Origin of the sequence: Kitasatospora sp. NPDC048540 (genome assembly GCF_040651175.1) — a bacterium.
Taxonomy (GTDB): domain Bacteria; phylum Actinomycetota; class Actinomycetes; order Streptomycetales; family Streptomycetaceae; genus Kitasatospora.
Genome location: NZ_JBEZIR010000022.1, coordinates 60,203 through 86,723, shown reverse-complemented (window position 1 = coordinate 86,723; position 26,521 = coordinate 60,203). Strand labels below are relative to the sequence as shown.

At 68.9% G+C, this 26,521-nt stretch carries 23 protein-coding genes and 2 pseudogenes; 11 read left to right on the top strand and 14 right to left on the bottom strand.

Annotated elements, in window-relative coordinates; all coding sequences use genetic code 11:
- Positions 1–335: 335 nt before the first annotated feature.
- The 3 genes and pseudogenes from AB0D08_RS12000 to AB0D08_RS11990 form a co-directional block, all read right to left on the bottom strand.
- Positions 336–500, bottom strand: a pseudogene (locus AB0D08_RS12000) (hypothetical protein); the annotation flags it as partial.
- Positions 501–708: 208 nt separating this feature from the next.
- Entirely contained in the window at positions 709–1,734 is a 1,026-nt protein-coding gene (locus AB0D08_RS11995) for a transposase (RefSeq protein WP_359888090.1), read from the bottom strand.
- A gap of 349 nt (positions 1,735–2,083) precedes the next feature.
- Positions 2,084–2,320, bottom strand: coding sequence for a hypothetical protein (locus tag AB0D08_RS11990; RefSeq protein WP_359888087.1), 237 nt, complete (start codon positions 2,318–2,320; stop codon positions 2,084–2,086).
- A 1,325-nt stretch (positions 2,321–3,645) separates the two neighbouring features.
- Here AB0D08_RS11990 and AB0D08_RS11985 point away from each other — a divergent pair.
- The 3 genes from AB0D08_RS11985 to AB0D08_RS11975 all read left to right on the top strand — a co-directional run bounded on the left by AB0D08_RS11985 (position 3,646) and on the right by AB0D08_RS11975 (position 6,133).
- The gene (locus AB0D08_RS11985; RefSeq protein ID WP_359888086.1) at positions 3,646–4,356 is read left to right on the top strand and encodes a GntR family transcriptional regulator; all 711 of its coding nucleotides are present in this window, start codon (positions 3,646–3,648) and stop codon (positions 4,354–4,356) included.
- A 74-nt stretch (positions 4,357–4,430) separates the two neighbouring features.
- On the top strand, positions 4,431–5,294 hold the full coding sequence (locus tag AB0D08_RS11980) for a hypothetical protein (RefSeq protein WP_359888085.1): 864 nt from the start codon (positions 4,431–4,433) through the stop codon (positions 5,292–5,294).
- Between the two features lie 371 nt (positions 5,295–5,665).
- A complete protein-coding gene (locus AB0D08_RS11975; protein ID WP_359888082.1) occupies positions 5,666–6,133 on the top strand; it encodes a VOC family protein in 468 nt (155 codons plus the stop codon).
- Between the two features lie 298 nt (positions 6,134–6,431).
- On the opposite strand, the gene AB0D08_RS11970 is transcribed toward AB0D08_RS11975, so the two are convergent.
- The 3 genes from AB0D08_RS11970 to AB0D08_RS11960 all read right to left on the bottom strand — a co-directional run bounded on the left by AB0D08_RS11970 (position 6,432) and on the right by AB0D08_RS11960 (position 8,865).
- Complete coding sequence (locus tag AB0D08_RS11970) at positions 6,432–7,823, bottom strand: amidase (RefSeq protein ID WP_359888079.1); 1,392 nt, start codon at positions 7,821–7,823, stop codon at positions 6,432–6,434.
- The gene (locus AB0D08_RS11965) at positions 7,810–8,019 is read right to left on the bottom strand and encodes a hypothetical protein (protein ID WP_359888077.1); all 210 of its coding nucleotides are present in this window, start codon (positions 8,017–8,019) and stop codon (positions 7,810–7,812) included. The genes AB0D08_RS11970 and AB0D08_RS11965 overlap by 14 nt, the downstream gene beginning before the upstream one ends.
- A gap of 399 nt (positions 8,020–8,418) precedes the next feature.
- Entirely contained in the window at positions 8,419–8,865 is a 447-nt protein-coding gene (locus AB0D08_RS11960; protein ID WP_359888075.1) for a MarR family winged helix-turn-helix transcriptional regulator, read from the bottom strand.
- A 111-nt stretch (positions 8,866–8,976) separates the two neighbouring features.
- On the opposite strand from AB0D08_RS11960, the gene AB0D08_RS11955 reads away from it, so the two are divergent.
- Together AB0D08_RS11955 and AB0D08_RS11950 are read left to right on the top strand one after the other, a co-directional pair.
- A complete protein-coding gene (locus tag AB0D08_RS11955; RefSeq protein ID WP_359888073.1) occupies positions 8,977–9,906 on the top strand; it encodes an alpha/beta hydrolase in 930 nt (309 codons plus the stop codon).
- Positions 9,907–10,670: 764 nt separating this feature from the next.
- Positions 10,671–11,099, top strand: coding sequence for a DUF5994 family protein (locus AB0D08_RS11950; RefSeq protein ID WP_359888071.1), 429 nt, complete (start codon positions 10,671–10,673; stop codon positions 11,097–11,099).
- 84 nt (positions 11,100–11,183) lie between these two features.
- Here AB0D08_RS11950 and AB0D08_RS11945 read toward each other — a convergent pair whose 3' ends face one another.
- Together AB0D08_RS11945 and AB0D08_RS11940 are read right to left on the bottom strand one after the other, a co-directional pair.
- Positions 11,184–11,516 carry a hypothetical protein gene (locus tag AB0D08_RS11945; protein WP_359888069.1) on the bottom strand — a complete coding sequence of 111 codons (333 nt, stop codon included), beginning with the start codon at positions 11,514–11,516 and terminating at the stop codon, positions 11,184–11,186.
- Between the two features lie 699 nt (positions 11,517–12,215).
- Positions 12,216–12,511, bottom strand: a pseudogene (locus AB0D08_RS11940) (transposase family protein); the annotation flags it as partial.
- A 110-nt stretch (positions 12,512–12,621) separates the two neighbouring features.
- On the opposite strand from AB0D08_RS11940, the gene AB0D08_RS11935 reads away from it, so the two are divergent.
- Entirely contained in the window at positions 12,622–13,017 is a 396-nt protein-coding gene (locus AB0D08_RS11935; protein WP_359888066.1) for a hypothetical protein, read from the top strand.
- A 96-nt stretch (positions 13,018–13,113) separates the two neighbouring features.
- On the opposite strand, the gene AB0D08_RS11930 is transcribed toward AB0D08_RS11935, so the two are convergent.
- The 3 genes from AB0D08_RS11930 to AB0D08_RS11920 all read right to left on the bottom strand — a co-directional run bounded on the left by AB0D08_RS11930 (position 13,114) and on the right by AB0D08_RS11920 (position 16,924).
- A complete protein-coding gene (locus AB0D08_RS11930) occupies positions 13,114–14,073 on the bottom strand; it encodes a formyltransferase family protein (protein ID WP_359888065.1) in 960 nt (319 codons plus the stop codon).
- A gap of 102 nt (positions 14,074–14,175) precedes the next feature.
- Positions 14,176–14,445, bottom strand: a complete 270-nt coding sequence (locus AB0D08_RS11925) for a hypothetical protein (RefSeq protein WP_359888064.1) — start codon at positions 14,443–14,445, stop codon at positions 14,176–14,178.
- Positions 14,446–14,476: 31 nt separating this feature from the next.
- A complete protein-coding gene (locus AB0D08_RS11920; RefSeq protein ID WP_359888062.1) occupies positions 14,477–16,924 on the bottom strand; it encodes a tetratricopeptide repeat protein in 2,448 nt (815 codons plus the stop codon).
- A 626-nt stretch (positions 16,925–17,550) separates the two neighbouring features.
- On the opposite strand from AB0D08_RS11920, the gene AB0D08_RS11915 reads away from it, so the two are divergent.
- The 3 genes from AB0D08_RS11915 to AB0D08_RS11905 all read left to right on the top strand — a co-directional run bounded on the left by AB0D08_RS11915 (position 17,551) and on the right by AB0D08_RS11905 (position 19,545).
- On the top strand, positions 17,551–17,988 hold the full coding sequence (locus tag AB0D08_RS11915; protein WP_359888059.1) for a hypothetical protein: 438 nt from the start codon (positions 17,551–17,553) through the stop codon (positions 17,986–17,988).
- Between the two features lie 294 nt (positions 17,989–18,282).
- Positions 18,283–18,750, top strand: a complete 468-nt coding sequence (locus AB0D08_RS11910; protein ID WP_359888057.1) for a hypothetical protein — start codon at positions 18,283–18,285, stop codon at positions 18,748–18,750.
- Between the two features lie 321 nt (positions 18,751–19,071).
- Positions 19,072–19,545: a hypothetical protein gene (locus tag AB0D08_RS11905; RefSeq protein WP_359888055.1), complete on the top strand. Its 474-nt coding sequence runs from the start codon at positions 19,072–19,074 to the stop codon at positions 19,543–19,545.
- A 125-nt stretch (positions 19,546–19,670) separates the two neighbouring features.
- Here the strand turns inward: AB0D08_RS11905 and AB0D08_RS11900 are convergent, their stop codons facing one another.
- The 3 genes from AB0D08_RS11900 to AB0D08_RS11890 form a co-directional block, all read right to left on the bottom strand.
- Positions 19,671–20,189: a hypothetical protein gene (locus AB0D08_RS11900; protein ID WP_359888052.1), complete on the bottom strand. Its 519-nt coding sequence runs from the start codon at positions 20,187–20,189 to the stop codon at positions 19,671–19,673.
- Positions 20,190–20,494: 305 nt separating this feature from the next.
- A complete protein-coding gene (locus AB0D08_RS11895; protein WP_359888050.1) occupies positions 20,495–21,646 on the bottom strand; it encodes a mechanosensitive ion channel family protein in 1,152 nt (383 codons plus the stop codon).
- Between the two features lie 465 nt (positions 21,647–22,111).
- On the bottom strand, positions 22,112–22,816 hold the full coding sequence (locus AB0D08_RS11890) for a TetR/AcrR family transcriptional regulator C-terminal domain-containing protein (protein WP_359888047.1): 705 nt from the start codon (positions 22,814–22,816) through the stop codon (positions 22,112–22,114).
- Between the two features lie 55 nt (positions 22,817–22,871).
- Between AB0D08_RS11890 and AB0D08_RS11885 the strand changes: the two genes are divergently transcribed.
- Positions 22,872–24,452 carry an FAD-dependent monooxygenase gene (locus tag AB0D08_RS11885; RefSeq protein WP_359888045.1) on the top strand — a complete coding sequence of 527 codons (1,581 nt, stop codon included), beginning with the start codon at positions 22,872–22,874 and terminating at the stop codon, positions 24,450–24,452.
- Positions 24,453–25,196: 744 nt separating this feature from the next.
- Positions 25,197–26,363: a methyltransferase domain-containing protein gene (locus tag AB0D08_RS11880; RefSeq protein WP_359888103.1), complete on the top strand. Its 1,167-nt coding sequence runs from the start codon at positions 25,197–25,199 to the stop codon at positions 26,361–26,363.
- The last annotated feature ends 158 nt before the right edge of the window (positions 26,364–26,521 follow it).

Below are 26,521 nucleotides of genomic sequence, written 5' to 3'. Positions count from 1 at the left end.
GGTCGAGCTGCTCCAGCACGGTCTTCAGCGGAAGGCCCGCGTGGTCCATCAGGAACAGCTGGCGCTTCGCCATCGTCGTCGTCAGGGACCTCCGGAACCTCCGGGGCCTGCGGGGTCTGCCCGGCTGTGTCCTGCGCAGCCGTCCTCTCCACGGCCGTGTTCTCCACGGCAGCGGGCGGAGCCGTCTGCGCGGCGCGGGCGGCGAAGGCGGACGGCACCTCGGCGACGGTCGCCTCGGCCGCCGCCGGAACCGGGTGCTGCTGCGCCCAGCCCTCCAGCAGCCTGGCGTACGCCTCCAGCCTGGGCGGGCGCGGCTCAGAGCGGCCCGCCTCCCAGTTCTTCACCGTCTGCGTCGTCGTCCTCAGCACCTGGGCCAGCCGCGCCTGCGGCACCCCCGCAGCCTCCCGCAGCCGCGCCCGCTCCGCGGGCTCCGGCAGCCGCGGACCACTGTCGTGCAGCAGCGCGTCCACCGCCGCGAAGAGCTCCTCCTGCGTAGGCATCACAGCCTCACCCCCACCACCCACCCTAACCCACCTTTAACCCTGAAACATTCAGCCTCCCCGGTCGCGAACGAGTGAACTGCCATGCTCATCACGACAATTGGCTGACCCTCACCATCCTGCTCTTAACCTTGGAGGAGGCACGGCGGGCGGCCCGGGCGCCGACGTCCTCCGGAGCACGGCACCACAACCCGCCGCTGTGGCAGCCCTACGGCCCTGCTTGAGCCGCCCGCCAACGGGCAGGCTGTCCGGCATGTCGGATCGCCGCAACCGCCGCCGCAGCCGGGCCCGCTCCCTCGCCCTGATGCCTCACGCCGCCATCGGCCGCCAGCCGCTGCCCGAAGGGCAGGCCCGGCGGCCACTCCCCGTCCCCGGGCCACCCCGTCCCCGCAGCGCCCCCGACACCCACCACACCGCCGCGGCGCACGACATGGCCCGCACCTGCGAGACGGAGCGGCCCGGCACGGCAACCGGGACGGCGCAGCGGTGCTGCGCCGTCGCCCGCACCCGCCGGGTCCTGGAAGGCGGCGGCTTCATCCTCATCGACGTCCACGCCCCGCGCGTGGGCGGCCCAGTCGTGCAACAGCTCCACCGCCTTCCCCGGGAGGTCCACCTCGCGGTCGGGGCCCTCGGTCCAGGCGTCCCGCTGTGCCTGTGCCACGGTGGGGTCGACCGCTGCGTAGGTGTCCTTGAACGCGAAGGTCCGATCCGGGCCCATGGTGTGCAGCAGACCGAACGCGCGCAGACCCTCGACGGACAGCCGGACGGTGCCGACGGTGACGGCGCGGGCGCCGACCTGCAGGCCGTGTCCGGTCGGCGCGGTCCCGAACGCCGGGTGGGTGAGTACGGGTGCCAGTGTCATCGGGCGCAGGATGCCCAGGGGAACGGGCGCGTCGGCGAACCAGCCGAGCAGTCTCAACAGCGGGCGGGCGATCGTGAAGTCGACCGACACCAGCCAGTCGATGTCCCCGGCCGCGTCCTTCTCCGCCTGGATCGACCGCAGCATCCGCGCGAAGGTCCCGTCCAAGGCCCACCTGCGGAAACGCGTGTACAGGCTCTGCCACGAGCCGCACCGCTCCGGCACGCCCCGCCACGCCGAGCCGGTCCGCAGCTTCCACACGATCCCGTTCAGCACCACCCGGTCGTCCGCCCGAGGCCGTCCCGTCCCTGCTCGCGGCAGAAGACGGGACAGCACCTGCCACTCCACGTCCGACAGCTCATGACGACGAATCACGACCAACATGATCGCTCATCAGCCCATCGCCTTTGAGGACGCGCTCTAGGGCGGCAGAACTCGCCGCCACTGGCTTGGTCGAGGTCGGCGGACGTCATAGCCTCCGCGAACATCTTCACCGTCGCGCAACAGATCGGGACTCGCCAGGCTGCCCGAACAGCCCGGCGGCCGGAGCAAGAAGTCCTCGAACCGCACGGACGACAGCTCAACGTCCCGCAGCGCCTCCACGACGATATGCAAACGCTCGACCGGCTGAGCAGACACGATCAGCCACTGTAGTGCTGGCCGGATTCTTGCAGGGGCCTCCCCCGCGTCTCCGCAGCGCAAAATATCATGGTGAATCGAATGCTCAGGTTGCCTTCACGCAGCTGCTCGCGTCGATCTTCAGGAACGGCACCGTGTGCGCAAGTACCTGCACAGCTTGCTGCGGCGTCGCGGTGGTGGCGAGTTTCACCTTCCCGAAATTAGAGTTACACGTGTATGTCGTCGAACTGGACACGGCGGCAAACGATGTTGCAGGCATTGCGATAAGGCCGACTGTTGCCAGAATTCCGGCACTGACGAGCATGGTGACACGTCTTCCCATGACTGCTCCTCCTTCATGCCCCTTATCGGGACGGTTCCGCCAGTCTGTGGGCGCCGTGGGACTTACACAATCGAATGATCCGCGGTCTGCCCCATCGGGCCGTGAACTTATCCCATGCGGCTGATGAGTCGACTCAGCCCGGTTCCACCGGCGTGGGCATGAGGAGTCAGGCGATCTCTCCTGCAGAACACGTTCGATGCGGCTGCTCGTCCTCCCATGGCCACATGGTGGGGGACGGTCGTTCTGGGCAGAAAGGGGCCGCGGTGGTGGGGGTGGCAGGAGAGTGGTCGTCACCGAGGTCACGACCTTGCTGCCGGTGGGGCGGCCGTCCGGCTGCCGTTCCGCGTAACGCGAGATGGGTGACTTCACCTTGCGGGTACTGACGCGGGATCGCCGGGCGGGCGACGGCGGCGATATGACTCGGCAGCCGATCCGGCCCGGAAGCGGTCCGCCGCACAGAGCTTGGACGCCACGGCCTCGAGGAGCTCGCCCGCAGCGCGGATCCCCTCACCCCGGTCGCTCGCCCGGCACTCCCCTGCCGGCGCGGCGGCGGTGTCGGCGAGCTCACCCACGCCGGATCCTCCACCGGGTCCGCGCCGAACAGCACCAGCCGACCTGCCGGTTCCGCCAGGACGGGCTGCCGCACATGCCGACGCCGCCTAGCGCCCCCCGTCTCCAACTCGCCATCCCACCCGCCGCCGACGGGGCCCAGACCCCGAAGGTCTGTCTGCGTGCACCCGGCCGACGTCACGGCCTCGGCACTGAGCCAGCCCGTCAAGGCCATCCGGTCCTTCGGCACCGCCGGCGGCCACCTCTGCCCGCCGGGGAGCAAGGAGGTCGACGTCCTCGGGCCTGGCGGCCTCGCGGTCCCGGGTCAGGTGCGGAGCGGTCTTCCCCTCATCGCCGGAAACGCACCACCCGCCTTCACGTTCCAGCCGGTCAGGGACCTGAGGTGCGTCCACCGAACCGCGCGACACACTCTAAGCAGCGCCGCCGGCCGGTGGCGGCGGCGGGCACCGGGCACCGGGCAGGGCGAGGAAGTCCTCAACGGCCAGGTGACCAAGGTGGCGGTGCTGGTGAGGTGGATGCCGCCGGTGCCGATGCGGAGGTGGTCGGTGTTATCGAGGAGGAGACAGCGGAGGATCGTCCGTGCGGCACCCCTCTCGAAGCGCTGGGATGGCGGGTGCTCTTGGCCTCGATCAGCGTGCCGTTGGCCAACAGGTCGGCGCCGGAGAACCCGAAGTCCTCGGCCTCCCCGGTCCTGGCGCGCCCGACCGAACACCAGCTGATAATCGATTATCCATCTGATCGTCTATCATTTCCTCATGACCCAACCGCCCCACACCTCGCCCTCGGCGGGGAAGCAGAAGCAGATGCTCTCCGAGCAGGTCTACACACACGTGCGGGATGCGATCATGCGCGGGGACCACGCCCCCGGTGACGCCCTCAAGCCCCAGGACCTCGCCAAGGAGCAGGGCGTGAGCCTGGCCGTCGTGCGGGAGGCGCTCGTGCGGGTGGTCGGCGAGGGCCTCGCCGACCGGCTGCCCAACCGCGGCTTCGCCGTCCCGGCCTTCTCCGACCGCCGCTGGCAGGAGATCGCGGAGGCCCGGCGGACCATCGAGCCGGTCATGCTGCGGATGTCCGTCGAACGCGGCGACGTGGACTGGGAGGCCCGCGTACGGGCCGCCCACCACCGTCTGGCCCGCACCCCCGCGTACGTACCGGAGGAGGGCAAGCACTACAGCAGCGCATGGGCCGAGGCCCACCGGCTCTTCCACCGCACCCTGCTGGAGGGGTGCGGCAACCTCGTCCTACTGGAGACCTTCGACCGTCTGTGGACCGCGAGCGAGCTGGCCCGCCGCTGGTCGGCGCACCGCAACCCCCGCCGGGATGCCCTCGTGGAACACCGTCGGCTGGAGGAGGCGGCCCTCGCCCGTGACGCCGACACCGCAGCCGCGGTCCTGACCCAGCACCTCACCCAGACCGCGGCCGGACTGACCGACTGCACCCACCACGAACCCACGGACGAAGCCTGATGCGCCTCGTCCACCCGACCGCACGAGCCCACCTGACCACCTGACCGCCTGATCACCGACATCGGAGCCACCTCATGACTTCCTTCGAGGCGGGCGCACACCGCCGCTGCCACAACGCCGTCAGCCCCCTGCACGCATCGGTGTACTTCGCACCGGAGCCGGAGGAAGAACTCACCGCACTCGGGCTGGAACGCGGCGCCATGGTCTACCTCGCGAGCCGCGCGGCACCGCTCGGGGCCGTCGAAGCGGGCACCGTCACCGCGACGTTCTACAACTTCAACCACGAACACATACGGCGGTACATCCCCGCCGCATGGACCGTGACCACACCGCAGAAGGTGCTCGCGGCACGACTGCGCGGCGCGGACCGAACACTGCAGAGACTGCTCGGCAAGGAGGCCCTCACGTCCACGGACATCACCGAGGCGGCCGAACTGGCCCTGCACGCCACCGAAGCCTGCCGCCGGGAGGCCCGGCCGCTGTACGCCGCCAACGCCGATCTCCCAGTCCCCGAAGAACCGCACCTGGCCCTGTGGCACGCAGCGACGCTGCTGCGCGAGCACCGCGGCGACGGCCACCTCGCCGCCCTGGCGATCGCCGGCCTGTCCGGCATCGAGGCGCTGGTACTGCACAACGCCACCGGCACGGCACCCACCTCGGCCCTGTTCATGCGCACCCGCGGGTGGTCCACCCAGCAGTGGGACACCAGCCGGGACCAGTTGCGCGAACGCGGCCTGCTGGACCACGCAGGCGACCTCACGCAGGCGGGCACGGCCCTGCGCGCAGAGACCGAGGCACTCACCGACCGCCTCGACGCCGCCCCGTACGACCACCTGGGCCCGGCCGCCACCGCACGCCTCACCGAACTGGCGAACCGGTTCTCCACAACCCTCCGAGCAGCAGGTGCCTTCCCCCCGCTGCACTTCGGCAAGGGCTGAGAACCGGGACCCGAAACCCTGCGGTGGCGGCAGCGGTGCCCACCGCGGGACGAGGGCGACCGCCACGAGCCCGACGCACCGGCTCGGCGCCGTCAACGGATCCTGGCCATCCGTCACTTCTCCGAACGGCCAGCCCACGTCCACGCCGGCCCCGGTGAACGTCTCCCCCGGACATCTGAAGGCGCAGACGCCGTCAGGAAACAGCAGCGGGGCCGGCCGGGCGCGGGGCGAGCACCGGGGCACCGCGAGCCGGCGCCCGGCAACACTGCCGCCACGGCCCGCAGACCGGCACGGACCGCGCGCCTGGGCGGTGAAGGCCGGCGCCCGCGTTCCAATGAATGCCGTAGTCCCACAGGACCGGGGAGACCGCGATGCCCATGCCCGCACACCCGCCGAAGAATCCGACGAGTCCGTTCGCCTCGTTCCGCGGGCACCACGTCGCAATCCGTGTCCCGGACTACGAGGCCGCCAAGGCCTGGTACACGCAGAAGCTCGACTTCCGCGTCCTGCACGAGTGGCCCTACGGGAAGCTGAGACTCGCCTACCTCTGCCCGCCGAACGACGACGAGTTCCACCTGGAGCTGCTCGCCGGACCCGTGCCCTTCCCGAACGAGGTCGTCGACGACCTGGCCGTCAGCCTCCAGCACGGCGGCTACCAGCACGTGTGCCTGCACGTCGACGACGTCGACGCGGCGCGCGCCGAACTCTCCGCGCGCGGCGTCGACCTCATCGGTCAGCCCTTCGAGATCGAGGCCATCAGCCGCCGCCTGGCGTTCTTCCGCGACCCGTGGGGCAACATGATCGAACTCTCCCAGAGGCTCCCCGGAGCCGGATCCTGACACCGCCCCACCCGGCGCACCAGGCGCTCCGGCCGGGCAGCACCCGCCCGACAGCACCCGCCCACGGATCCAGGCCCGCCCCGGTAGAGCTCGGGTTCCCCGACCGGCGGAGCGAACTCCGGGGCCTCGTCGGTCAGCGCGGACCCACCCGTGACGCGTGTCAGGAGGTCCCGGCAGATCCGCGACTGCCCGACCCGGACGTGGCGCATCCGACCCTGACATGCCGGAGACAGCACCTAAAGCAAATTCTTTGCGTCTGGCGGTTCCCCTGGTGATGCCGCCGGGCTCCGTCATTCGTTCACGCCACGTGCGCCAGGTCGCGGGCGGGCCGGGTCTGCTCGTAGGCGTGGCCGACGCGCAGGAGTGTGCTCTCGGCGAGCGGACGCCCGAGGAGTTGCATGCCGATCGGCAGGCCTGCCGTGTCGTGGCCCACCGGTAGGGACAGGGACGGCACTCCGGTGATGTTGGCGGGGGACGACAGGCGCACGTAGGCGTCGGAGACGCTCTCGACGGTGCCGTCGTCCCAGGTGATCGTCTCCTGACCGGCCTCGACGGCGGTTGCGGGGACGGAGGGGGCGGCGACCACGTCGACCTCTCGCAGCATGCGGGCCCACTCCTGCCGCATGAGGGTGCGGGAGCGCTGGGCGCGCAGGTAGTCACCGGCGGACATCAGTTCGCCGGCCTCCAGCAGGATGCGGACGTCGTCCTGGTAGAGCTCGGGGGTCGTGCGCAGGGTCGCCTCGTGATAGGCGGTGGCCTCGGGCACCATCAGGCCCCACTGGGTGGCCTGGATGTAGCGGGTCATGGGGATCTCGACCTCGACGATGCGTGCGCCGAGCGCCTGGAGCTGGTCGATGGCGCGCCGGACGGTGGCTTCGATCTCCGGGTCGATGTGGTCGAAGTAGTAGTTGCGCGGCACGCCGACCCGCAGCCCCGTCAGGTTCGTTTCTGCAGCCGGCCAGTAGTCCCGGGGAGGCGTGTTCAGGGAGGCGGGGTCGCGGGGATCGTGTCCGGCCAGGGCTGTCAGGACCGTGGCCGCGTCCTCGACGGTTCGGGTGATCGGGCCGACGTGGTCCAGCGACCAGGACAGGGACGTGACGCCATGCCGGGGTACGAGCCCGTAGGTCGGCTTGAGGCCGACGACCCCGTTGAGCGCGGCGGGCACCCGGATCGATCCGCCCGTGTCGGTACCCAGGGCGAATGTCGCCATGCCGGCAGCGACGGCGACGGCCGATCCACCGCTGGAACCGCCGGCGACCCTGCCCCGGTCCCAGGCGTTGTGGGTCTGCGGGGTGATCAGCCCGTAGGCGAACTCGTGCGTGTGCGTCTTGCCGACCTGGACGGCTCCGGCCTCCCCCAGGCGTGCGGCGACGGTGCTGTCCGCCTGCGCCCGATGGGCGGCTCTGGCCCGGGAGCTGGCCGATGTGGTTGTGCCGGCCACATCGATCAGGTCCTTCAGCCCCATGGGGATGCCGTGCAGCGGGCCGCGGTGACGGCCTGCCGCGATGTCGCTTTCGGCCGCACGCGCGGCCCGCCGGGCGTGCTCGGCGGTCACGGTGACATAGGCATGAAGGCGCGGCTCCTCCTGGGCGATGCGCCGAAGGACGGAGTCCGTCAACTCGACCGGGGACAGCTGCCGTTCCCGGATCGCGTCGGCGGCTGCGGTCAGGGACATCTCATACGGCTGCATCGTGCATCTCCTGTCCTGCGAGGAAGGCGGGGGCGGGCGGGGTGTCCCCGAGGTCCAGCTCCCGCAGGACCGCAACGACGGAGCGGATGTGGTTGGCGGTGGCTGCGACAGCGGCATGGCGGTCGGCCGGCAGTCGGAGCCCGGCGTGGGCGGCCCAGCGGGCCGCCTCCGGCGGGGTGAGTTCTGTGACGGACATCGGCTTCTCCCGGCTGACGTGGCGGAGCGCAGCCAAAAAGCTAAGGCTTTGCGTTAGCCCACCCTAGGAGCGCGGACGGCTTAAAGCAAACCCATAGCGTTTAGCGCCACGGAATGCCCACACCCACCGCCACACCGCACCCCCGGACCGGGCGGCCCGTCCACCCCGGACGGGACTGCCGGTCGGGCGACACCAGGCCGCGAGCAGGTCGCACAGGCGCCAGCCGGCCATGCCCGGCCCGGGCCCACCCGCCACCGGCGCGCCCACACCGCGCCCACCCAGGCGCCCAGGGAGGCGACGGTCGCACGCAACCCAACGCGAATACGTCATGTCGGCCGTGCGGACAGAGCAGTGTCTCTCAACTCCGCCGGCCGGACGTCGTTCGCCGGCCATGGCCCCTCATCCCGGCTGGCCGTGGTGGCCCGCCTCGAGGGTTGCGCGGAGGGCGGCCAGGGTCGGGGCGATGCGCGCAAGATCGTCCGGGGGAACCGGCGCGGTCAGCGCGACGAGCTCGCTCTCGACAATCGGGCGGGAGGCGGACAGCTGCTCCTCGCCCGCGGAGGTGAGGCGCAGGACGGACGAGCGGCGGTCCTCGGGGTGCGCGACCCGCTGGCACCAGCCCGCGGCCACCAGCCGGTCGACCGCCTTGCTGACGGCCCCCACGGTGATCGCCACTTCGCCGGCGATGTCGAGCACCCGGCACCCCGGCACGCGGTCGATGATCTCCAGAAACTCGAACTGCCCCAGCCCCAGGCCTTGTTCGGCGCGCAGTCGGGAACTCACCGCGTTGTAGAGCCGAGTCTCGACGCGGACCAGGTCGATGAAGATCGAGGTGACGTGGCTCACAATTGGCCTTCCAGTAGATTCCCAGGAATCATCTTCCCGAGAATCCGGTTAGGGTCGGACAGGTGGATTCCCGGGAATCCATCCTCGCATCCCGACCCTTGGAGGCCCCGCATGTCCCGACAGCAGCGCCACGCCCTGGACACCGCACTCCGTTCCGCCCCCCGCGGCGAGACACGGCCCACCCCCGACGAGCAGCGCGCCGGTTTCGCCGCGGCCCTCACCCGGCCCGCGCCCCAGGGCGTGACCACCCGCGGTACCGTCCTCGGCGGGCGGCCGGCCCTGGACCTGGAGCCAGCCGAAGCATCCGGCCCCGGCCGACTGCTCTTCCTGCACGGCGGCGGCTACCTCGTCGGCTCACCCGACACCCACGCAGGGCTGGTCGGCGAACTGGCCCGCCGCGCCGGGCTGCGCGCGACATCGGTGGACTACCGGCTGGCGCCCGAGCACCCCTTCCCCGCGGCCGTCGACGACGGGCTCGCCGCCTATCGCGAACTCCTGGCGACGGGCACCGACCCGCGCGACCTCGTCATCGCCGGTGACTCCGCGGGTGGCGGACTGAGCATCGCCACGCTGCTCGCCGCCCGGGAGGCCGGGCTGCCCCAGCCGGCCGCCGTGGTCGTCTTCTCCCCCTGGGCCGACCTCACCCTCGCCGGAGCGAGCATCCGTTCCAAGGAGGATGCCGACCCCATCTTCACCGAGGCCGACATACGCGCCTACGCCGATCTCTACGTCGGCTCGGGCGACCGGGCACACCCCCTGGCCAGCCCGGTGTTCGCCGACCTCACCGGACTGCCCCCGCTCCTCATCCAGGTCGGGGCGAACGAAGTGCTCCTCGACGACGCGGTCCGGCTGGCCGCCCGCGCGGGCGCCGACGACGTCGAGGTCACCCTCGAAATCGGCCCCGGCCTCCCCCACGTCTACCAGCACCACTACGGCCGCCTCGACGAGGCCGACGCCGCACTCGACCGCGCCGCCCGCTTCCTCACCACCCACCTCAACACCGCACACCACAACACCGACCACCTCGAACCGGCCCACTGACACGCACCCGGCAACCTCCACGTGGTGTCGGCGACGGCCGCAGGAACACCCCCGCGACCGCCGCCACCACTGGTTCGACCTCAGCACCGAACCGCCACAACACCGGACAACCGTCGATGAGGGCGGCCGACGCTGGGCAGCCGACCACCCGGTGCGGTCACCGGACGGCATCCGCCGGGCGGGTCTGCGGGCTCGCCGGGTGGGACGGGGCGATGCGGGTCACGGCGGGCGCGTAGATGCACCGACCCCGACTGGCGCCCTCACCCCAGCACGCCCAGGCGACCCGGACAACACTCCCGGCAGGACGACGCTCCGCGATCGTCGGCTCCCCCGGGTTGATCCCGTGGAACTCCCTGGCCGGGACACAGCTGACCGACTCCGTCACGGCCCCCTGCGATCATCACGGATCATCCTGCGACCCTGAGACCGTGTCTGAGGACCGGCAGGAAGCGGGTGACGGGCGGTCTGTTGGTCGGGCCGCCCCTGGAAGCATTGGTGCTACTGGTCGGTGGCGAAGTATTGGATCGACTCGACGCAGTTGCCGCCGGTCGAGTCGGCCGCCTGGGACCAGCCGCATGCGGGCCTGTGGACATGGTGGGTCCGGCCCCGCACCGGAGTAAGCTGGGAATCACCGAAGGCACATCGCATGCCGGTCCCCAGTCCGGCTTCGTCTCCGGAGACCGACAATGCCGGGCCCATGTGAATGGACCCGGGGATAGGTCCGGGACATGACCGTGACCTTCGACCGTGTGAACACACCACGGATGCCAGCATCACCACTGCGTCTGTCGCTCACGCCCGACGGCGCCACCGCGGGCCGGCTGGACGGCGCCTGGTGGCCCCGGTCGCACGACCTCCTCGCCGAACTCCCTTCCCTCGCAAAGGAACTGGACGGGCGGTGGGGCCGGGTGACCCGTGTCACCGTGAATCCCGCGCACTGGCCCGTCATTCCCTCGCGAATCCCGGTCGCCGGACACGTGGTCCATGCCGGCTGGTTCCAGCAGGAGCAGGACCGCAACGAGATCATGGTGCGCTCCTACGGGACGAGTCGGCTGGACCTGCTCGTGATCCCTCCGGACACCGACGGGGTCGAAGCCGCCAGGTTGTTGGCGGCCGCAGCCGACCCGGCGAACACCCATACCGCCAGTGACCTGCTGGCGGCGGCCGAGCCGACCGGCGCCGTCCACTTCTAGGCTTCTAGGGGTGCCCGCTCTGCCACCACCTCACCTGCCCGTCAGCCGATCCGGCCTCACGGCCCCCCGACACCGGCTGTCGGCCTACCGGCCGGCCTGGACGCTCCCGACGTATGCGCGCAGGTCGGAGTGCCCGGTCGGCACCTTCCACCGGCGCAGAGCCTCCATTCCGTCGGCGGGCCACCCACCGGCGTCCTGGTCGGCGATGAACCGGACGACCCTCTGCTGCACGGCGCTCAGGCCTTCGAAGGACTGCGGCACTTCGGCCGGTTCGCCCGGAAAGACCAGGGTGAACAGCCTGTTCGCCGCGTAGTGCCTGTCGTCGTACCTTTCGACGCCCGTACAGTCAGCCAGACCGGCGAGCATGGCCTCCACCGCCCGCAGCGTCGTGGCCTCGGGAGTCTCAGCGAGGGCCATCACCGCAAGGCTGCCGTACGAACCGCTCAGGAGCGATCCACTGCTTCACTTCCCGGCAGAGCCCGCTCCGACCACTCAGGAAAATGCTGATCGGCTACCGGCGGAACTGCGGTTGCCATAGCGTGTTCGCCACTGGCGGCTGTTCATCTGGGGGTACACAGTGGATCCGGTTTCCGTAGGGCTTCTGGCGGCGTTAGCGGGCGGTGCCGGCGGAGAGATGGGCCGGCAGGCGTGGGATGGGCTGAGTGCACTGGTGCGCCGCCCGTTCTGGCACGGACCGGCCACCACCGACGACACGGCAGTGCCCGCTCTCAGCTCCGGGGCGGTGGAACTGGTAGCCCTAGAGCAGGCCCCGACCGATCCAGCACGGGGGCACACGCTGAGCACGGTACTGGCTGTACGAGCTGCCCTTGACCCCGACTTCCGAGCAGGACTGCAGCAGTGGCACGAACAGGCGAAACTCCTGCGCACCGGCGAGGGTGAAACACACAACACCATCAGCGGCGGCTCCCAGTACGGCGCGGTCGTTCAGGGCCGGGACTTCTCCGGAGGACTGACCTTCAACTCCCATGTACAACGCCCGACCGGGCAGGCCTCGCATGAGGACGCACCCCCCGCGTAGCGGTGACCTACGACACCGCGCCCCTGTACCTGGCGCCGCAGCAAACCAGTTGGGTGCGTACCTGATGAGGGTGCTGGCCGGCGCCGCGGGTTGAGCGCGAGCACGGGGCCGGTGTGGTCGATGATCCGGCCGGCCGCCGACTTCGACACCCCGAACAGCAGCGCGAGCTGCCGCAGTGTCAGGTTCGTCCGCCAGTATGCGGCGACCAGCAGGACCCGGTCCTCCAGCGGCAGGCGCCACAGGCGGCCTCGGCGCATCGCGCCGGCGCCCTCGCGGCGAAGCATCGTGATCAGCTTCTGGAAGTCGCGTAGGCCCAGCCCGGTGAACGGGGGTATATCCAGGACGGCTCCGAAGCCGTGATCACACCAGCCATCACAAGATCGATCCACAATGCCCGGCGCAACATCGTGATCCCCTGTCTCCCTTGCCCTGGCCGCGCCGAATCCTGTAGCGACGCCTCCGCTCGGTCTCTACAGTCACCGCATGGCCATCGAAGACGAGCCCCCGCACCGGCCCGACATTGCCGCGATGCTCACCGACCAGACCAGCGCCTGCAAGCCGGCACGCGAGGCCATCGCCGCCGGCGCCGACGTGAAGGTCTGGGACAGGGAGGTGCCCCAGTGGATGGTCGCCGGTATCGCCGCAACGAGGTTGAAGCGGTCCTTGGCCCGTGGCCTGCAGGAGATCATCGGTCTCGACGAGACCGTTGAGATCCTTGCACTGCACCGCGGCGAGCAACTGCGCACCGGGATCATCGACTCAGCGGACGGGCTCTGGTCCTTCACTCTGTACTTCGACGCCACCGGGACCGAACTCTTGGCATGCAGCGGTGTCAAGCGCCCTCGGCGGCACAGCGCGAAGGACTCATTCGAGTCCTGAGCTGATCCGCATCCGACCCCTGTCCGTCCACCACTACCTGCAGCAGTACCTCAGCTTCGAGCAACAGGCCGAGGCGGCAGGCGTTCTGGCGAGACCTCAACTGTGGTCAGGCGTTACGGGACAAGCCTTAGCCAAAGGCTCTGCGTTCCTCGACGTGCCTGTATGTGGCGGACTCGTCGGCAGCGATTCGACAATCCAAATCGATCCATCGGAGCATTCGACGCGGATGCCGTCCATTGGCTTAGTTTCAGTTCGCAGGATTTTGACCCAGGCGCCTTCAACTTCAGCGATCGGGCCATTCGCGGGGGAAAATAGCCGGCTTGCGCGGACCTGATTATGAATGCTTCGAACGCTGTCCGCCCAGTCGATATATTGAAACTCCGTCTCCATCCAGCGTGCGTACGAGGAGGCCGTGTCATCTTGAATTTCGCCAACTATACCAGTTGCAGCTCGTTCGAGAACGGTGGGGAGCAGGCGAGCGATCGCCGCATCGATGTAGCCGAAGATCCGATCAGGTACTACCTCGTCATCAAGAGGAATCCCACCCTCTTGAAGGATAATCCGTCCACTGTCAAACCCCTCGTCCATCCAGTGGAACGTCAGCCCAATTTCAGCGTCGCCGTTACGGATTGCCCAGTGGACAGGTAGAGGACCCCTGTATTGTGGCAGCAGTGATGGATGAATATTGACGGCACCGAGCCGTGGAATCTCAAGCACACTCCGGGGAAGCTTCCAGGGGAATCCGTTGCAAATAATGAGGTCCGGGCGGTAACCAGGCAGCGCCTGAGCCAATCCTCTCGTACTTGAGGGCACTAGAAGATCGACGTCTGCTGGAATCGCATCAATGAGCCCCGCGACCGTATCGCTTGCATCTTCTCGCACTGGCTTACAAGGCTTCAGCGACCGGGCGAATACCTCTGCGACGACGACATGTCCCTCGCTGCTGCATATCGAACGAATTAATGCAAACCCATTTGCATCGTGCGAGAGCACGATGATCCTCAGCGGATCGCTGGCCAGAGAGCCTACCGCATCCGGCCGGCTATCGGTACTCACGTAAATACTCTCGTTGACGTGTATTTGCTCACCGCAACCGGCATCCTGGCCTCTCTTGCCTTATTGTAACTGCGAACCCGTTCGCTACATTCCGTCAAGCAATCAGGCATCCGGGAAATCCAGCTTCGCATGAGCCACCATTATCCGCGGAATGACTACAAGACGCTCATCGGGTCCAATGGATACGTCATCGGGTAGTCCAGCCGCATAGGCGTCAGTAAGGTCTCTGCCAATGATGGCGAAATCACCGTTGCTAAGTTCCCAAATATCGGGACAGCCGTTTCCCCCACCCGTACTCCCCAGCTCAGCAGCGGACTTGCCAGCCCGACGGACGAAAGTTGCTGACTCATCGGCTTCCCAACCACGCGTCATAACACACCCTAGTTCTTTACAGGAAGAGTTCCTAATCAACTGACTGCGATGACTCTCCAGGCGCAGCGAGCGAGGATGTCACACTTTGCAGAAGCAGAACAGCTTGCGGATCATTGTAATGACCGAGCAAGCTCAGAGCTTCCGCCCAAAACTGTTGCGCTTCATCATTATCCCCAGAAGCGGCTACTGCCATCGCTAGATCATTCAATGATCTAGCGAGGTGCCATCTCTCATCGCACTCACGGCACACGGCCACCGATCGTCGATGGAAAGAAATTGCATCCTGAAGCCGGCCCAGGCCGTAGTAAGCGCGGCCAGCACCATTGATGGCGACAGCTTCGTCCACACGAATACCGAGTTGACGATAAAGAGTAGCGGAACGGTGGAATGAGATAAGCGCATCTTCGAATGAGCCAAGTCCACACTGAGCCTCCCCACTTAAGATCAAACTCGAGCCCTCGTATAGAGGGCTTGAGAGTCCTTGAGCCTCTGTCGCAATTTCACTGGAAATGCGCAAAGCCTCCGCGAAGTCTCCAGTCGCAAGTGAAACTTGTGCAATTATCCTCAGCGAGGCCAGTTCGCCAAACTTCATTCCTGCCGCTCGATCTTCGCCGAGTGTTCCATTGCACAGGGCTTTTGCTTCTTCAAAGCGGCCTAGGTTGAACGCGATTGTAGCCAAATTTCGCTCGACGACAAGAAGTCTCGAGCGATCATTGCAGCTCTCGAATAGAGCTATAGCTCGCCTATAGAACGGCTCCGCTTCAAGAAACCTCCTTGCATGCGCATGTGCAAATCCGATATAGTTCAGGGAAATCCCCTGGCCCACTTGATCGCGGATTTCTTGACGAATCTCCAGAGAAGCCTGATAGCGGCTCAAAGCATTGGAAATTTGATGATGCCCCCATTCAAAGATAATCCCTTGAATGTGTAGTACTTCTGCCTCCCCATACAAGTCCTGGGCCTGTCTTGCTGCCTCTAGCGCGATCTGAGACTCGCCCATCATGTCATCGATAGAATGGACAAAGTCATTCAAACGGTACTGCGCCATGAAGAGTTTCCATGCTATGCCGCCGAGCCCGGATGACTTCGCCATGCGGATTGCCGTACTAAGGTTTTCCCATTCAGACTTATACCAATCGACAGCTTCGCTATGAGATGACAATCTCGGAAGCGCTACGCCTTGACTGAGTGGATCAAGTACAGGCTGGCGGATGAAGAGCGCAGAGGCCAACGGGGCGCTGGCGGCGGTGTGGAGGTACCATTCCAGCACTCTACGCCGTGCGGCAATCTGGTCGTCACCTGACTCCTCACTGTGCGCCTGATCGCTGGCATAGGCACGAAGGAGGTCGTGGAATTTATAGCGATCTGGCATGGTCTGCTCTAGGAGGTGAGCGCCAGTCAGTGCATCAAGAAGATGCCTTGTTTGGCCGACAGGAATATCAGCCAGCGCTGCCGCGGCCTGCCCTCGGAAATCTGGGCCAGGGTGAAGACCCAGTAGCCTGAAGAGACGTGCCGCATCCTCTGTCAGAGCCCGATATGACCAAGCGAAAACCGTACGGACCGCGTCTGCTTCCTCGTCATTCTCGACAGAGAGGGCTTCCCACAACTCTGACTCATCTTGCAAATCTCTTATTAGTTCACTGAGTGGCATATGCGGCCGACTTGCCGCCCTTTCTGCGGCAATCCGCAAGGCTAGAGGCAGACGAGCACAAAGCCGTGCCAGCTCTTGTAGATCTTCTTGGCGATCTTCGAAGCGATAGCTTGAAGTGGTTGCCCGAAGGAGGTTGACTGCTTCTTCTTCAGGCAGAGTTTCCACAGTGATTCGATATGCGCCATTTCGTGCCACCAATCCCGACAGACGGCTCCTGCTCGTAATTAGAACCAGGCTCTCCGATGTCCCTGGGAGGAGCGGTCGAACCTGTCCAACTGTCGCAGCGTTGTCAAGAAGAATCAGCAATCTACGATCGGCAATAATTGAACGAAATAGTGAAGTTCGATCATCAAGATCCGATGGGATCTCGCCGGGGGTAACGTGTAGAGCCTTCAAAAACCTATCGAGTGCTTGATAGGCGGTCACCGGTGCGCCTGGATCGTACCCGCGCAAGTTGACATAGAGCTGACCGTCTGGGAATCTATCGCGAACCAGATGTGCCCAGTGCACCGCGAGTGACGTCTTCCCCACTCCAGCGGTACCTACGATGACACACGCCGTCGCAGCTTGCAGGTCTTGCATACCCTGTGAAAGGACACTATCGAGGCGCCCGAGATCGGCGACCCTATTGACAAAATTGCGTACATCGCCAGGCAGCTGATGAGGCAGCTTTTTCGAAGTCGCCGCCGATCCATGAAAGTGGACGCCGCCACTTACACTACGCGCTTGAATGACATCTCGGGCATTTCCCGAGAGTTCGGATCGCGTACCTTCACGCGATGATCCATCTCCCTCTCGCCCTGGATCGTCGGAAGATCTTTCGATCATTGCATCACCTTCTGGCGTGCTTGCCCGCTACAGGACTGACGCATGCACCGGAGATAGTTAATGGTAAACGCATCGATTGTCGCTACACTCGAGGATCTGCGGAATATGTCTGCGGCGCCGGGCTTCGCTGGGCACCCCGCGCGTACCGCCGATGTCGCGGGAGCGCACACAACCCCCGGCATGACGAGCCTGCGTCACGTCGCAGGCTGGTGCCGACAGGCTGGAGCCGGTCCCGCTGCTGAGCGCTGAGCCTGTCACAACTCGACCTCCGATTACTCTCTGTAGCTTCTATATAACAGCACTCTGACTTGTGTGGCAATGCCCGGGCCGCTGGCTCAGGGGGCGGGGTTGATGGCTACACCTCCATGGAGCGTGTCGATCGCCAAAAGCTCGGGCCCTCGGCGCGGCCACCGCACGCGGACGCGCATGGTCGCCTTCGGGTGTAGCTCTTCTGTAGGGACAGGCTGAGCTGGGAAGTAGTGGGCTTGGCTGCGGTGACTGGTGTGCTTCTCCTACCGTTTCTATGGAGGCGAGGTGGCGGCCATGGGTTCGTTGGTCGAGGAGCTCGAACTGCGGGAACGGGTGGCACGGGCACGGTTGGAAGAGCTTCGGCGCTGGCCGATGAGGTGGCGGCGGCGCAGGAGCGGCTGTCCCGGTTGCAGATCGCGCGGGAGACCGTTGAGGAAGCCCTGACAGAGGCCGGCACCAGCGTATTACCGGGCCCCGAGTCGATCACGGTCGTGGGTGGTGACGTCGCCGGGTCCGGATACGGGCCGGTGATCGGGGTGCTCACGGTGCCGCCGTGGCGGCCGGGACTCGATGAGTCGGTGCTGCCGCAGTCCTATCGCGATGTGCTGGAGGTCCTGAGGGACGCGGGGCGGCCGTTGCGGGCGAAGCAGATCGCGCCGGTGCTCGGGATGCCCGAGGACGCCTCGAAGGTCGAGGGACTGCGGTCGAAACCGAAGCGGCTGGTGGCCCGCGAGTGGCTGACGGAACAGATGCCGGGGATGTTCGCCTGCCCTGTGCGCGCGGATGCGGCGGATGTGTCAAAACCCGCTGGTTGACGGGCTCTTCTTCGTAAGGTTCGGAAGTGCCAACAAGCAGGACCGTCGGAAGAAGAGCCCAGTGGGACCGTACGTCACGCCCCACGACAGCTAACCCCTTTGTCGCTGCCCGAAGCTGCTTCGAGACCCTCGTGAACGACCTCGCCGCACCGGCCGCGGCTGGCCTGGCGCACCAGGGCCTGGAGGACCTGCTCGACACCCCGGGGCCGTGAACTGCTGCGACAGCTCCTGCAGGACCATCTGGACCTGCGCGCACTGCGCGAGGAACAGGCGCTGCGCACCCGTCCGGGACCGGTGACCGATGCCTGGGGACGCCCGCGAACCCGAGTCGAGGCCGGTCACCACCGGGCCCTGGCCACGGCGTTCGGCACGGTCACCGTGCGCATGTGCGCGCTGCGGGCGGCCCCGGCACGCAACTGCTACCCGGCCGACACTGCTCTGTCGCTGCTGGCCGGGCGGCACTCGCACGGATTACGTCGCCTGGCCGCCGTCGAGGCGGTCCGCGGCTCCTTCGACGCGGCGAGTGCGGCGATCACGCGGCGCTGCGGGAAGGTGGCGGGAAAACGGCAGGTCGAACAGCTGGTGGCGGCTGCCGCCACGGATGTCGAGGCGTTCTACCGTGCCCGGGTTCCGGTTCCGGCCACGGCCGAGGTGCTGCTGGTGCTGTCGGTGGACGGCAAGGGCATTGTGATGCGGCCCGATGCCCTGCGGCCCGCGACCGCGAAGGCCGCGGCGAGGCACCGGGGTGTCTTCCGCGACTGACTGACCGCGGGTAAGAAGCCGAACCGCAAGCGCATGGCCACGCTGGGAACGGTCCCAGCACGACCCAGCACCGCCGGTACCCGGAGTCGCGGGATGCGGCCTGCTCGAAGACCTGCCTGACCACCTCGCGGGCATCGGCGGCGACTGAGCTGGTCAGCCACTTGTCCCTCGCCTTTGGTCCCGGCCTCAGCTCGCGGTCCCCGGCCCGACCGCCGGGAACAGCGATCACATCGTGCGCCCGCCGCACCGCCGGGACCGCGTCATAGACCTGTCCAGGCCGAAGCCACCCGCCGGGACGTCACGGTTCACATCGTCCTCGACTTGATCCATTGCCTGGAATACCTCTGGAAGGCCACGTTCAGCCTCCACGACGCCGACGATCCCGCCGCCGAGGGCTGGGTCGCCGTCCAAGCCCTCGCACTCCTGGCCGGTCACGCCGCCCGGGTCGCTGATCGGATCGAGGAACAGGCGGACGCGTCCGCACTGCGCGGGGAACGACGACATGGCGCGGACGCGTGTGCAGGCTACCTGCGGGCGAAGCGGGAGTACCTGCACTACGACCAGGCGCTCGCGGCCAGCTGGCCGATCGCGACCGGAGTCTTCGAGGGCGCGTGCCGGTATCTGATCGCGGACCGCCTCGACATCACCGGCGCCCGCTGGAGCCTGATCGGAGCCGAAGCCGTCCTCAAGCTCCGCGCAGTGGAGAGTAACGGAGACTGCGACGCCTACTTCCGCTACCACCTCGCCCGCCAACACCAACACGTCCACCGAGACAAATACACACTCACCGCCTGATCAGCGGGCTCACCGCAGAAGAGCTACACCCAACGCTTTCAGCAGTGGAATCGACCTCGACCCGGACTCGGGGAACCACGCGAACAGGTTCGCCGTCGCGGCGCGCAGCTCGGGGCTGTCCGAGGTCAGCAGGGCGGCGAGAGTGCGGGAAGTGCTGCCCGAACAGCGTCGTAGGAGGACACAACCGCTTCGGCGTCGATGAGCACCTGCTCGCAGCTCTCCTGACGCTGTGTGCGCTGCTCGTCGTCCGTGGCCCCGGCGATCCACCGAGCCCAGTCGTCGGCTTCACCTCGCATGCTCGCCAGGTGGTCGCGGTCTTCCTGAGGGTCGTAGCCGCTCGGCAAGTGGTTGTTGTCCCGCCCGATCGCGATAGCGACCAGCAGAGCGACGAACCGGTGCCTGTTGACCAATCTCGGGTCGAGCGCCATCCGCACGAGAAACGGAACGGTGTACACCGCAGCCTGCGATCGCATGCCGTGGTTCACGATGTGGTTCGCGAGCTGCGCACCCGGCGGGTACTGGCCCTCCCAATCCCCCGCCCGCATCGCCCGAAGCTGTCCGGGGACGTCGTCGGCCTTGCCGTAGGAATGCTGCAGTTGGGCCCAGGGCACATCGTCCAGGCCAGCAAGAGGGTCGCTGGTCACCGCAGCAGATCCTGGCACACCATGGGCTCGGCTTCGGCCTCCGGCCCGCCGCAGCGGCTGACCGCTGACCCGCCGTTCCTCCGCAGCACCGTGATCCGGTCCCTCCGTGGACCTCTGAGTACAACCCCGCTCGATTCCTAATCGGCGCCTGCGAGTCCAGTACCTCCCGCAAACGTTCAGAGCCGGCAGCTCAGCTACTGCGAGGTGGTCAGCAGCACCTGCCTGGCCCGCGCCCCGCGGCCGCCCGGCCCCGGCCCCGGCCCTGCCCGGACAGGGCAGCAGGCCGGACTGTCGGCGGCATCCGGCTACCGCAGCCCGTCGGCCAGCACCTCGGACGCCCGTACCTCGGACGACCCTTCCCACTGGTGCGGAACCGCCGTGAGGGACGACGGTGCGACCGCCCCGACCGCCCCGACCTCCCCGGCAGCCGCGTTCTGCTGCAGCGAGACCGTGCGCGTGGGTGCCGGGATCGAGATGCCCTCCGTCCGGTACCGCTGGTGCAGGCGCTTGATGAACTCGTGCTTGATCCGGTACTGGTCGCTGAACTCGCCGACGCCCAGGGTCACCGTGAAGTTGATCCTGGAGTCCGCGAAGGTGTGGAACCGGACAGCGGCCTTGTGCTCGGGCACTCCACCGCTGACATCGGCCATCACGCGGTCGACGACCTCGAGGGTGACCCTCTCCACGTGCTCCAGGTCGCTGTCGTAGCCGACGCCGACCTGGACCAGGATCGACAGCCTCTGCTCGGGCCGGGAGAAGTTCGTCATGTTGGTCCGCGCGAGGCGGCCGTTGGGGATGATCACCAGGTTGTTCGACAGGTTGCGCACCACGCTGTTGCGCCAGTTGATGTCGACGACGTACCCCTCCTCCCCGCTGGTCAGCCGGATGTAGTCACCCGGCTGGACCGTCTTCGAGGCGAGGATGTGTACCCCCGCGAAGAGGTTGGCGAGGGTGTCCTGCAATGCCAGCGCGACTGCGAGACCGCCCACCCCGAGGGCGGTGACCAGCGGGGCGATGGACACCCCGAGGGTCTCCAGGGCCACCAGGACGCCCATCGACAGCACCACGATGCGGGTGATGTTGACGAAGATGCTCGCGGACGCCGCGACGCCCGTCCGTGATGCGGCCACCGACTGCACCAGCCCCGCCACCACCCGGGCCGCACTCAGCGTCGCGATGACGATGAGCACGGCCGTCAGCGACCGGTCGACCAGGGCCCCGATCCGCGCGGTCAGCGGCAGGGCCGAAGCCGCCACCGCGGCCCCGGCGACCACGGCCGCCCAGGGGACGATGGTGCGCAGCGCGTCGACGATGATGTCGTCCCCGCTCCACTTGGTCCTGCTCGCGTGCTTGCCCAGCCACTTCATCAGGGCCCGCAGCACCAGAGCGGCCACGCAGCCGCCGGCCAGCGCGATGCCGGCCACCACCCAGTCGTGCAGCACCAGGTCCCGGGTCACCGCCGTGCCCCCGCAGTGTGGAGGACGAGGGAGCGGGCCGCCGCCGGCCGCCGTACGTGCTGTGTCGTCACCTTGTCGCCTGTCAGGTCGTATCGTGCGCTGCCGCGTTGGAGCGGATGTACGCGTTCCGAACGCACGGCCATCCTGCCCCATGCCGCGGCCCCCACCACAACCGGACCCCGGCCCTCCGGCCGCCCGGCCGGCGCCGGAAGGACGGCGGGAGTACGGAAGGAGCGCGGCGGGCTCACTCCGCCCGTGCGGCAGCGGGGTTGCCCGTGACCGGCCGACCCGCCCCGTTGAGGCGACCAAGGTGCGGCCGGACAATCCCGCACACCGCACGGAAGCCACCGATCTCGTCCCGCGCCACACACTGGTCGTCGCCGTCGAACCGTGAGCCGGACCAGGAACCCGGACCTCGGATCCCATCGGATCCGCGTCCCAGGGCCCGAGTGCCCCCGAAACCGCTCAGCGGCCCGTGCGGGCCGCGAGGCCGTCGAGTACGCACTCCAGGCCGAACGCGAACTCCGCGTCGGGGTCTAGCTCTTCGGCCTCGTGGACGCGGCGGGCGAGCATCGGGTGATCGCCCGCCGCGAGGACGGCGCTGATGTAGGGGCCGAGGCTGCGCTGCCACTGCTCCTCGCTCAGGCCGGTGCGTTGCTCGGCGCGCCGGGCGGCCTGCTGGGTGGCCACCGAGCCCAGCACGTACGCGTGCACGGCACCGAGCGCCTGCGACGCCAGCGTGATGTCGGGGGTGAGTGCGACGGCGGCGCGCAGGGCGGATTCGGCCCGCCGGAGCGTGTTGGGGCCGAGCGAGGGCCTGCCTGCCAGTTCGGCCGCCAGCCACGGGTGGCGCAGCAGGATGGTGCGCTGGGCGTGCGCGACCGCGGCCAGGTCGGTGCGCCAGTGGGGGGTGGGTTCGGGGAGCGGGTCCTCGCCCTGGGCCGCGTCGACCATCAGGTCGACCAGCTCGTCGCGGTTGGTGATGTAGCGGTAGAGGGTGGCCGTCCCGGAGCCGAGGTCGCTCGCGATCCGGCGCATCGAGACCGCGGCCAGGCCCTCCGCGTCGGCGACGGCCAGCGCGGCGGCCACGTACTGGTCCACCCCCGGGGCGCGGCGGGCCGGTTCGGGACGCGGTCTGGTCCACACCGACCAGGGATCGGGTTCGGTCATTGGGTGCTTCCCTCTCTCGTTGACCGGCATTCTAGCTTCTGGCTACGGTGTAGCCATGACGGAAACAGCGTATCCAGAAGTTCCGGTCCTCGTGGTCGGGGGCGGCAGCGTCGGGCTGCTCACCGCGGCCTTGCTCGCCCACCACGGCGTCCCCGCGGTCCTCGTCGAACGCCGCCCGGGGCCGTCGGTCCACCCGCGCGCCACCGGCATCGGGCCCCGGACGGTCGAGATCCTGCGCGAACTCGGTCTGGACACCGCCGTCGACGCCGCCGCCGTCGACCTTCGGGGTGCCACGGCCAAGGCGGTGGCACGGACCGTCGTCGAGATGGGCACGGGCGACGTCGTGACCGTGCCCATGCCGGTCCCGTCCGCCACCGAGCCGGAGACGACGCCGTTCAGGCTGCGCGGCGTCTGCGCGCAGGACCGCCTCGACGCCGTGGTGGCGGCCGACCTGGCACGCCGCGGAGCGGAGGTGCGCTGGTCGACCCGCCTGGTCGGGATCGTGCAGGACGCCGACGAGGTCGACGTCGAGCTGGAGGGGCCCGATGGCCGCTACGCGCTGCGCTGCGGGCACGTGGTGGCCGCGGACGGCACGCACAGCCCCGTGCGCACCGCGCTCGGCCTGGGCACCTCCGGGGCGGGCGACCTGGGCAAGTCGAAGATCAACATCTTGTTCGGCGCCGACCTCCGGCCCCACCTGCGGGGAATGTCCTTCGGCACCTGCACGATCACCACGCCGCAGGCCCCCGGCCTGCTGGTGACCGTGGACGGAGCGAGGACCTGGGTCCTCCACGTCACCTGCGACGTGGACGGGGGCGAGCGCCCCGAGGACTTCACGGAGGAACGGTGCGTCGCGCTCGTCCGCGCGGCGGTCGGCGATCCCGGGCTCGACGTCGAGGTGCGCAGCGTGCTGCCGTGGCGGCCCCGGAGCGCCCTGGCCGACCGTTTCGCCGTCGGCCGGGTGTTCCTGGTCGGTGACGCCGCCCACACCGTGGCGCCCATCGGGGCGTTCGGCCTCAACACCGGCGTCGCCGATGCCCACAACCTGGCGTGGAAGCTGGCCGCCGTCCACCACGGCGAGGCGGGCGCCGGCCTGCTCGACACCTACGCGCAGGAGCGCGAGCCGGTGGCCGCGGCGACGCTGGACCAGGCGATGCGCAGGTTCGCCGACCCGGCGCTGCACTGGGGGCGTGGACCCGAGGCCGACGCCGCCAGGGCGGCGGCGGGAGTGTGGGCGGCGCCGCTCGTGCACCTCGGCCAGCGGTACGACTCGGCCGCCGTCGTCGATCCGCGGCCGGAACTCCCGTCCACGGTCGACCTGGCGGCGGCACTCGACGGGTCGCCTGGCTCACGGGTGCCCCACGCGTGGGTCGACGGGGTCTCCACCCTCGACCTGGTCGCATCCCGCTGGACCCTGCTGGCGGGCGCCGCGGGCGATGGGTGGCTCGCTGCCGCGGCGGGCGTCGGCCTGCAGGCGCACCGGGTCCGCGCGCCGTGGCTGCCCGACGACGGGGCACTGCTCGTACGACCGGACGCGATCGTCGCGATGCGGGTCACCTCGCCGGTCCCGGACCCGGCGCGGCGCCTCGCCGACGTCCTCGACCAGCTGCTGGCCCGCCCGGTCCCGGGTACCTGACCCGCGCTCACCCCGACAGCGGCGCCCCGTCACAGCGGTCCGGGTCACGGTCCACCCCTGAGTACGGGTCAGACCGGCTCGGCCGCGCGGGCCGCCGGACGCGACAGGGCAAGGCCGTGTCCGGCCCAGCGGTCGAACCTGCCGCAGCCGGTGAACGGCGCCCCGCAGACGACCAAGCGGCGACGGCCATCGCGTACTCGCGCAGCAGGTCGGACGACCAACCGGACGCCGGGCGAGGGTGGTGACCACAGCAACGGCGGCCTCCCGCACGGCCCTGCGGGTGCGCAGCACCACCCGCACCACCTCGCCCGGATCGATCCGCAACCCGCCCGGCTCGACCCACCAGCCCGATGCGGCGGCCGAGGCGCTCGAACGAGCCTCCGGGCAGCCTTCCGGCCAGGTCCCCGGCGCGGAAGCAGCGGCGCGGACCGTCACGGCGAAAGGATCCGGAAGGACGCGGCCGGGCGGGACAGAGTCCCGGCACCGCACGCACGTCAACACGCGTACCGACAAGCCACCCTGACGCGCTCTTCCCCGCCCGGCTGCGCCCGGGCACGATGGCTCCCAGGCGGACGCGAACATCCGTGCCGACCGTCCGACGGGAGGGGAAGCGCCATCATGGGTGAACACGAGAAGCCCGCACCGGACCCGGGCCAGGGCACCCCGCCGCCCGGCAACAGCGACGGCCAGGTACCTCCGCCGCCGCCCGGCGACGGAAAGCACCGGAAGTAGGCGTTCGTGGGGATGACGATGGTCGGCCGCCCCGGTCTCGACCTTGATCGGTACCGTGCCCGCCTCGACGAGGTGATGGCCGAGCGGGGGGCGTGGCCCGAACGTTCGCCCTGGATCCGGGAGGCGGTTGCCGCGCTGCCCCGCGACCGGTTCGCGCCCGAGCTGCTCTGGCGCTGGGACGGCCACCGGTGGGCGGCCCTCGACCGGGCGGCCGACCCGGACGGCTGGGCCGGCGAGCTGTACGGGGATCCGGACACGGCGGCTATCACCCAGCTCACGGGCGACCTGCCCACCTCCAGTCTCTCCTGTCAGGCGGTGGTCGCGGACATGGCCGACTGCCTGCTGCTGGAGCCCGGGCAGCGCGTCCTGGAACTCGGCGCCGGGGCGGGCTGGAACGCCGCGCTGCTCGCCCACCGCGCCGGACCCGGCAAGGTCACCTCCGTGGAGGTCGACCCTCGGCTCGCCGCCACGGCGGCCGACCGGATCCGCGCGGCGGGCCTGGACGTCGCGGTCGTGCTCGGGGACGGCGACACCGGGTGGCCCGCCGGGGCTCCGTACGAGCGGGTCATCGCCACCTACGCGGTCGAGCGGGTCCCGTGGGCGTGGGTGGAGCAGACCGCTCCGGGCGGACGGATCGTCACCCCGTGGGGCCGGCTCGGGCACGTCGCCCTGACCGTCGCCGACGACGGCAGGTCCGCCTCGGGCTGGATGCAGGGCCTCGGACAGTTCATGGCCACCCGCACGGCCGACGCCGCCGCGGGCGGCTCGCCGGGGCCGGCCGCCTTCGCGGCCGTCCGCGGCCACCACGAGCCCGAGCACCACGGGGAGACCGACCGCGACCCCGCGGCGCTCACCGACTGGTGGCGGCTCGGCTTCGCGGTACGCGTCGCCCTGCCCGACACCGCGGTGACCTGCGCGAGCGACGCCGACGGCACCAGCGCCTGGCTGACCGACGGCCGCTCCTCCTGGGCCACCCTGTCCGCCCGGCCCGACGGCGGGGCATGGGTGCTCGAGGGCGGCCCCCGCCGGCTCGCCACCGAACTCGAGGACGCCTGGGCACAGTGGGAACGGATCGGCTCCCCCGGCGTCTACGACTACGGCATCACCGTCACCGCCACCGGCCAGTACACCTGGGCCAACGACCCGCACACCGGACCACGCTGGCCGAAGACCGGATGAGGGCCCCTGCCCGACGCCGTTACCGGTACCTGCCTCCGGCTCGTGACAAAATCGCGCCGTCGGCTTGTGCGGCCATCACCAGCAGGTGGGCGCACGCACAAGCGACCCGAGTGAGTCGCGCAGGTCGAGGCAGCGCTCCCGGCGGACGGCGACGCGCT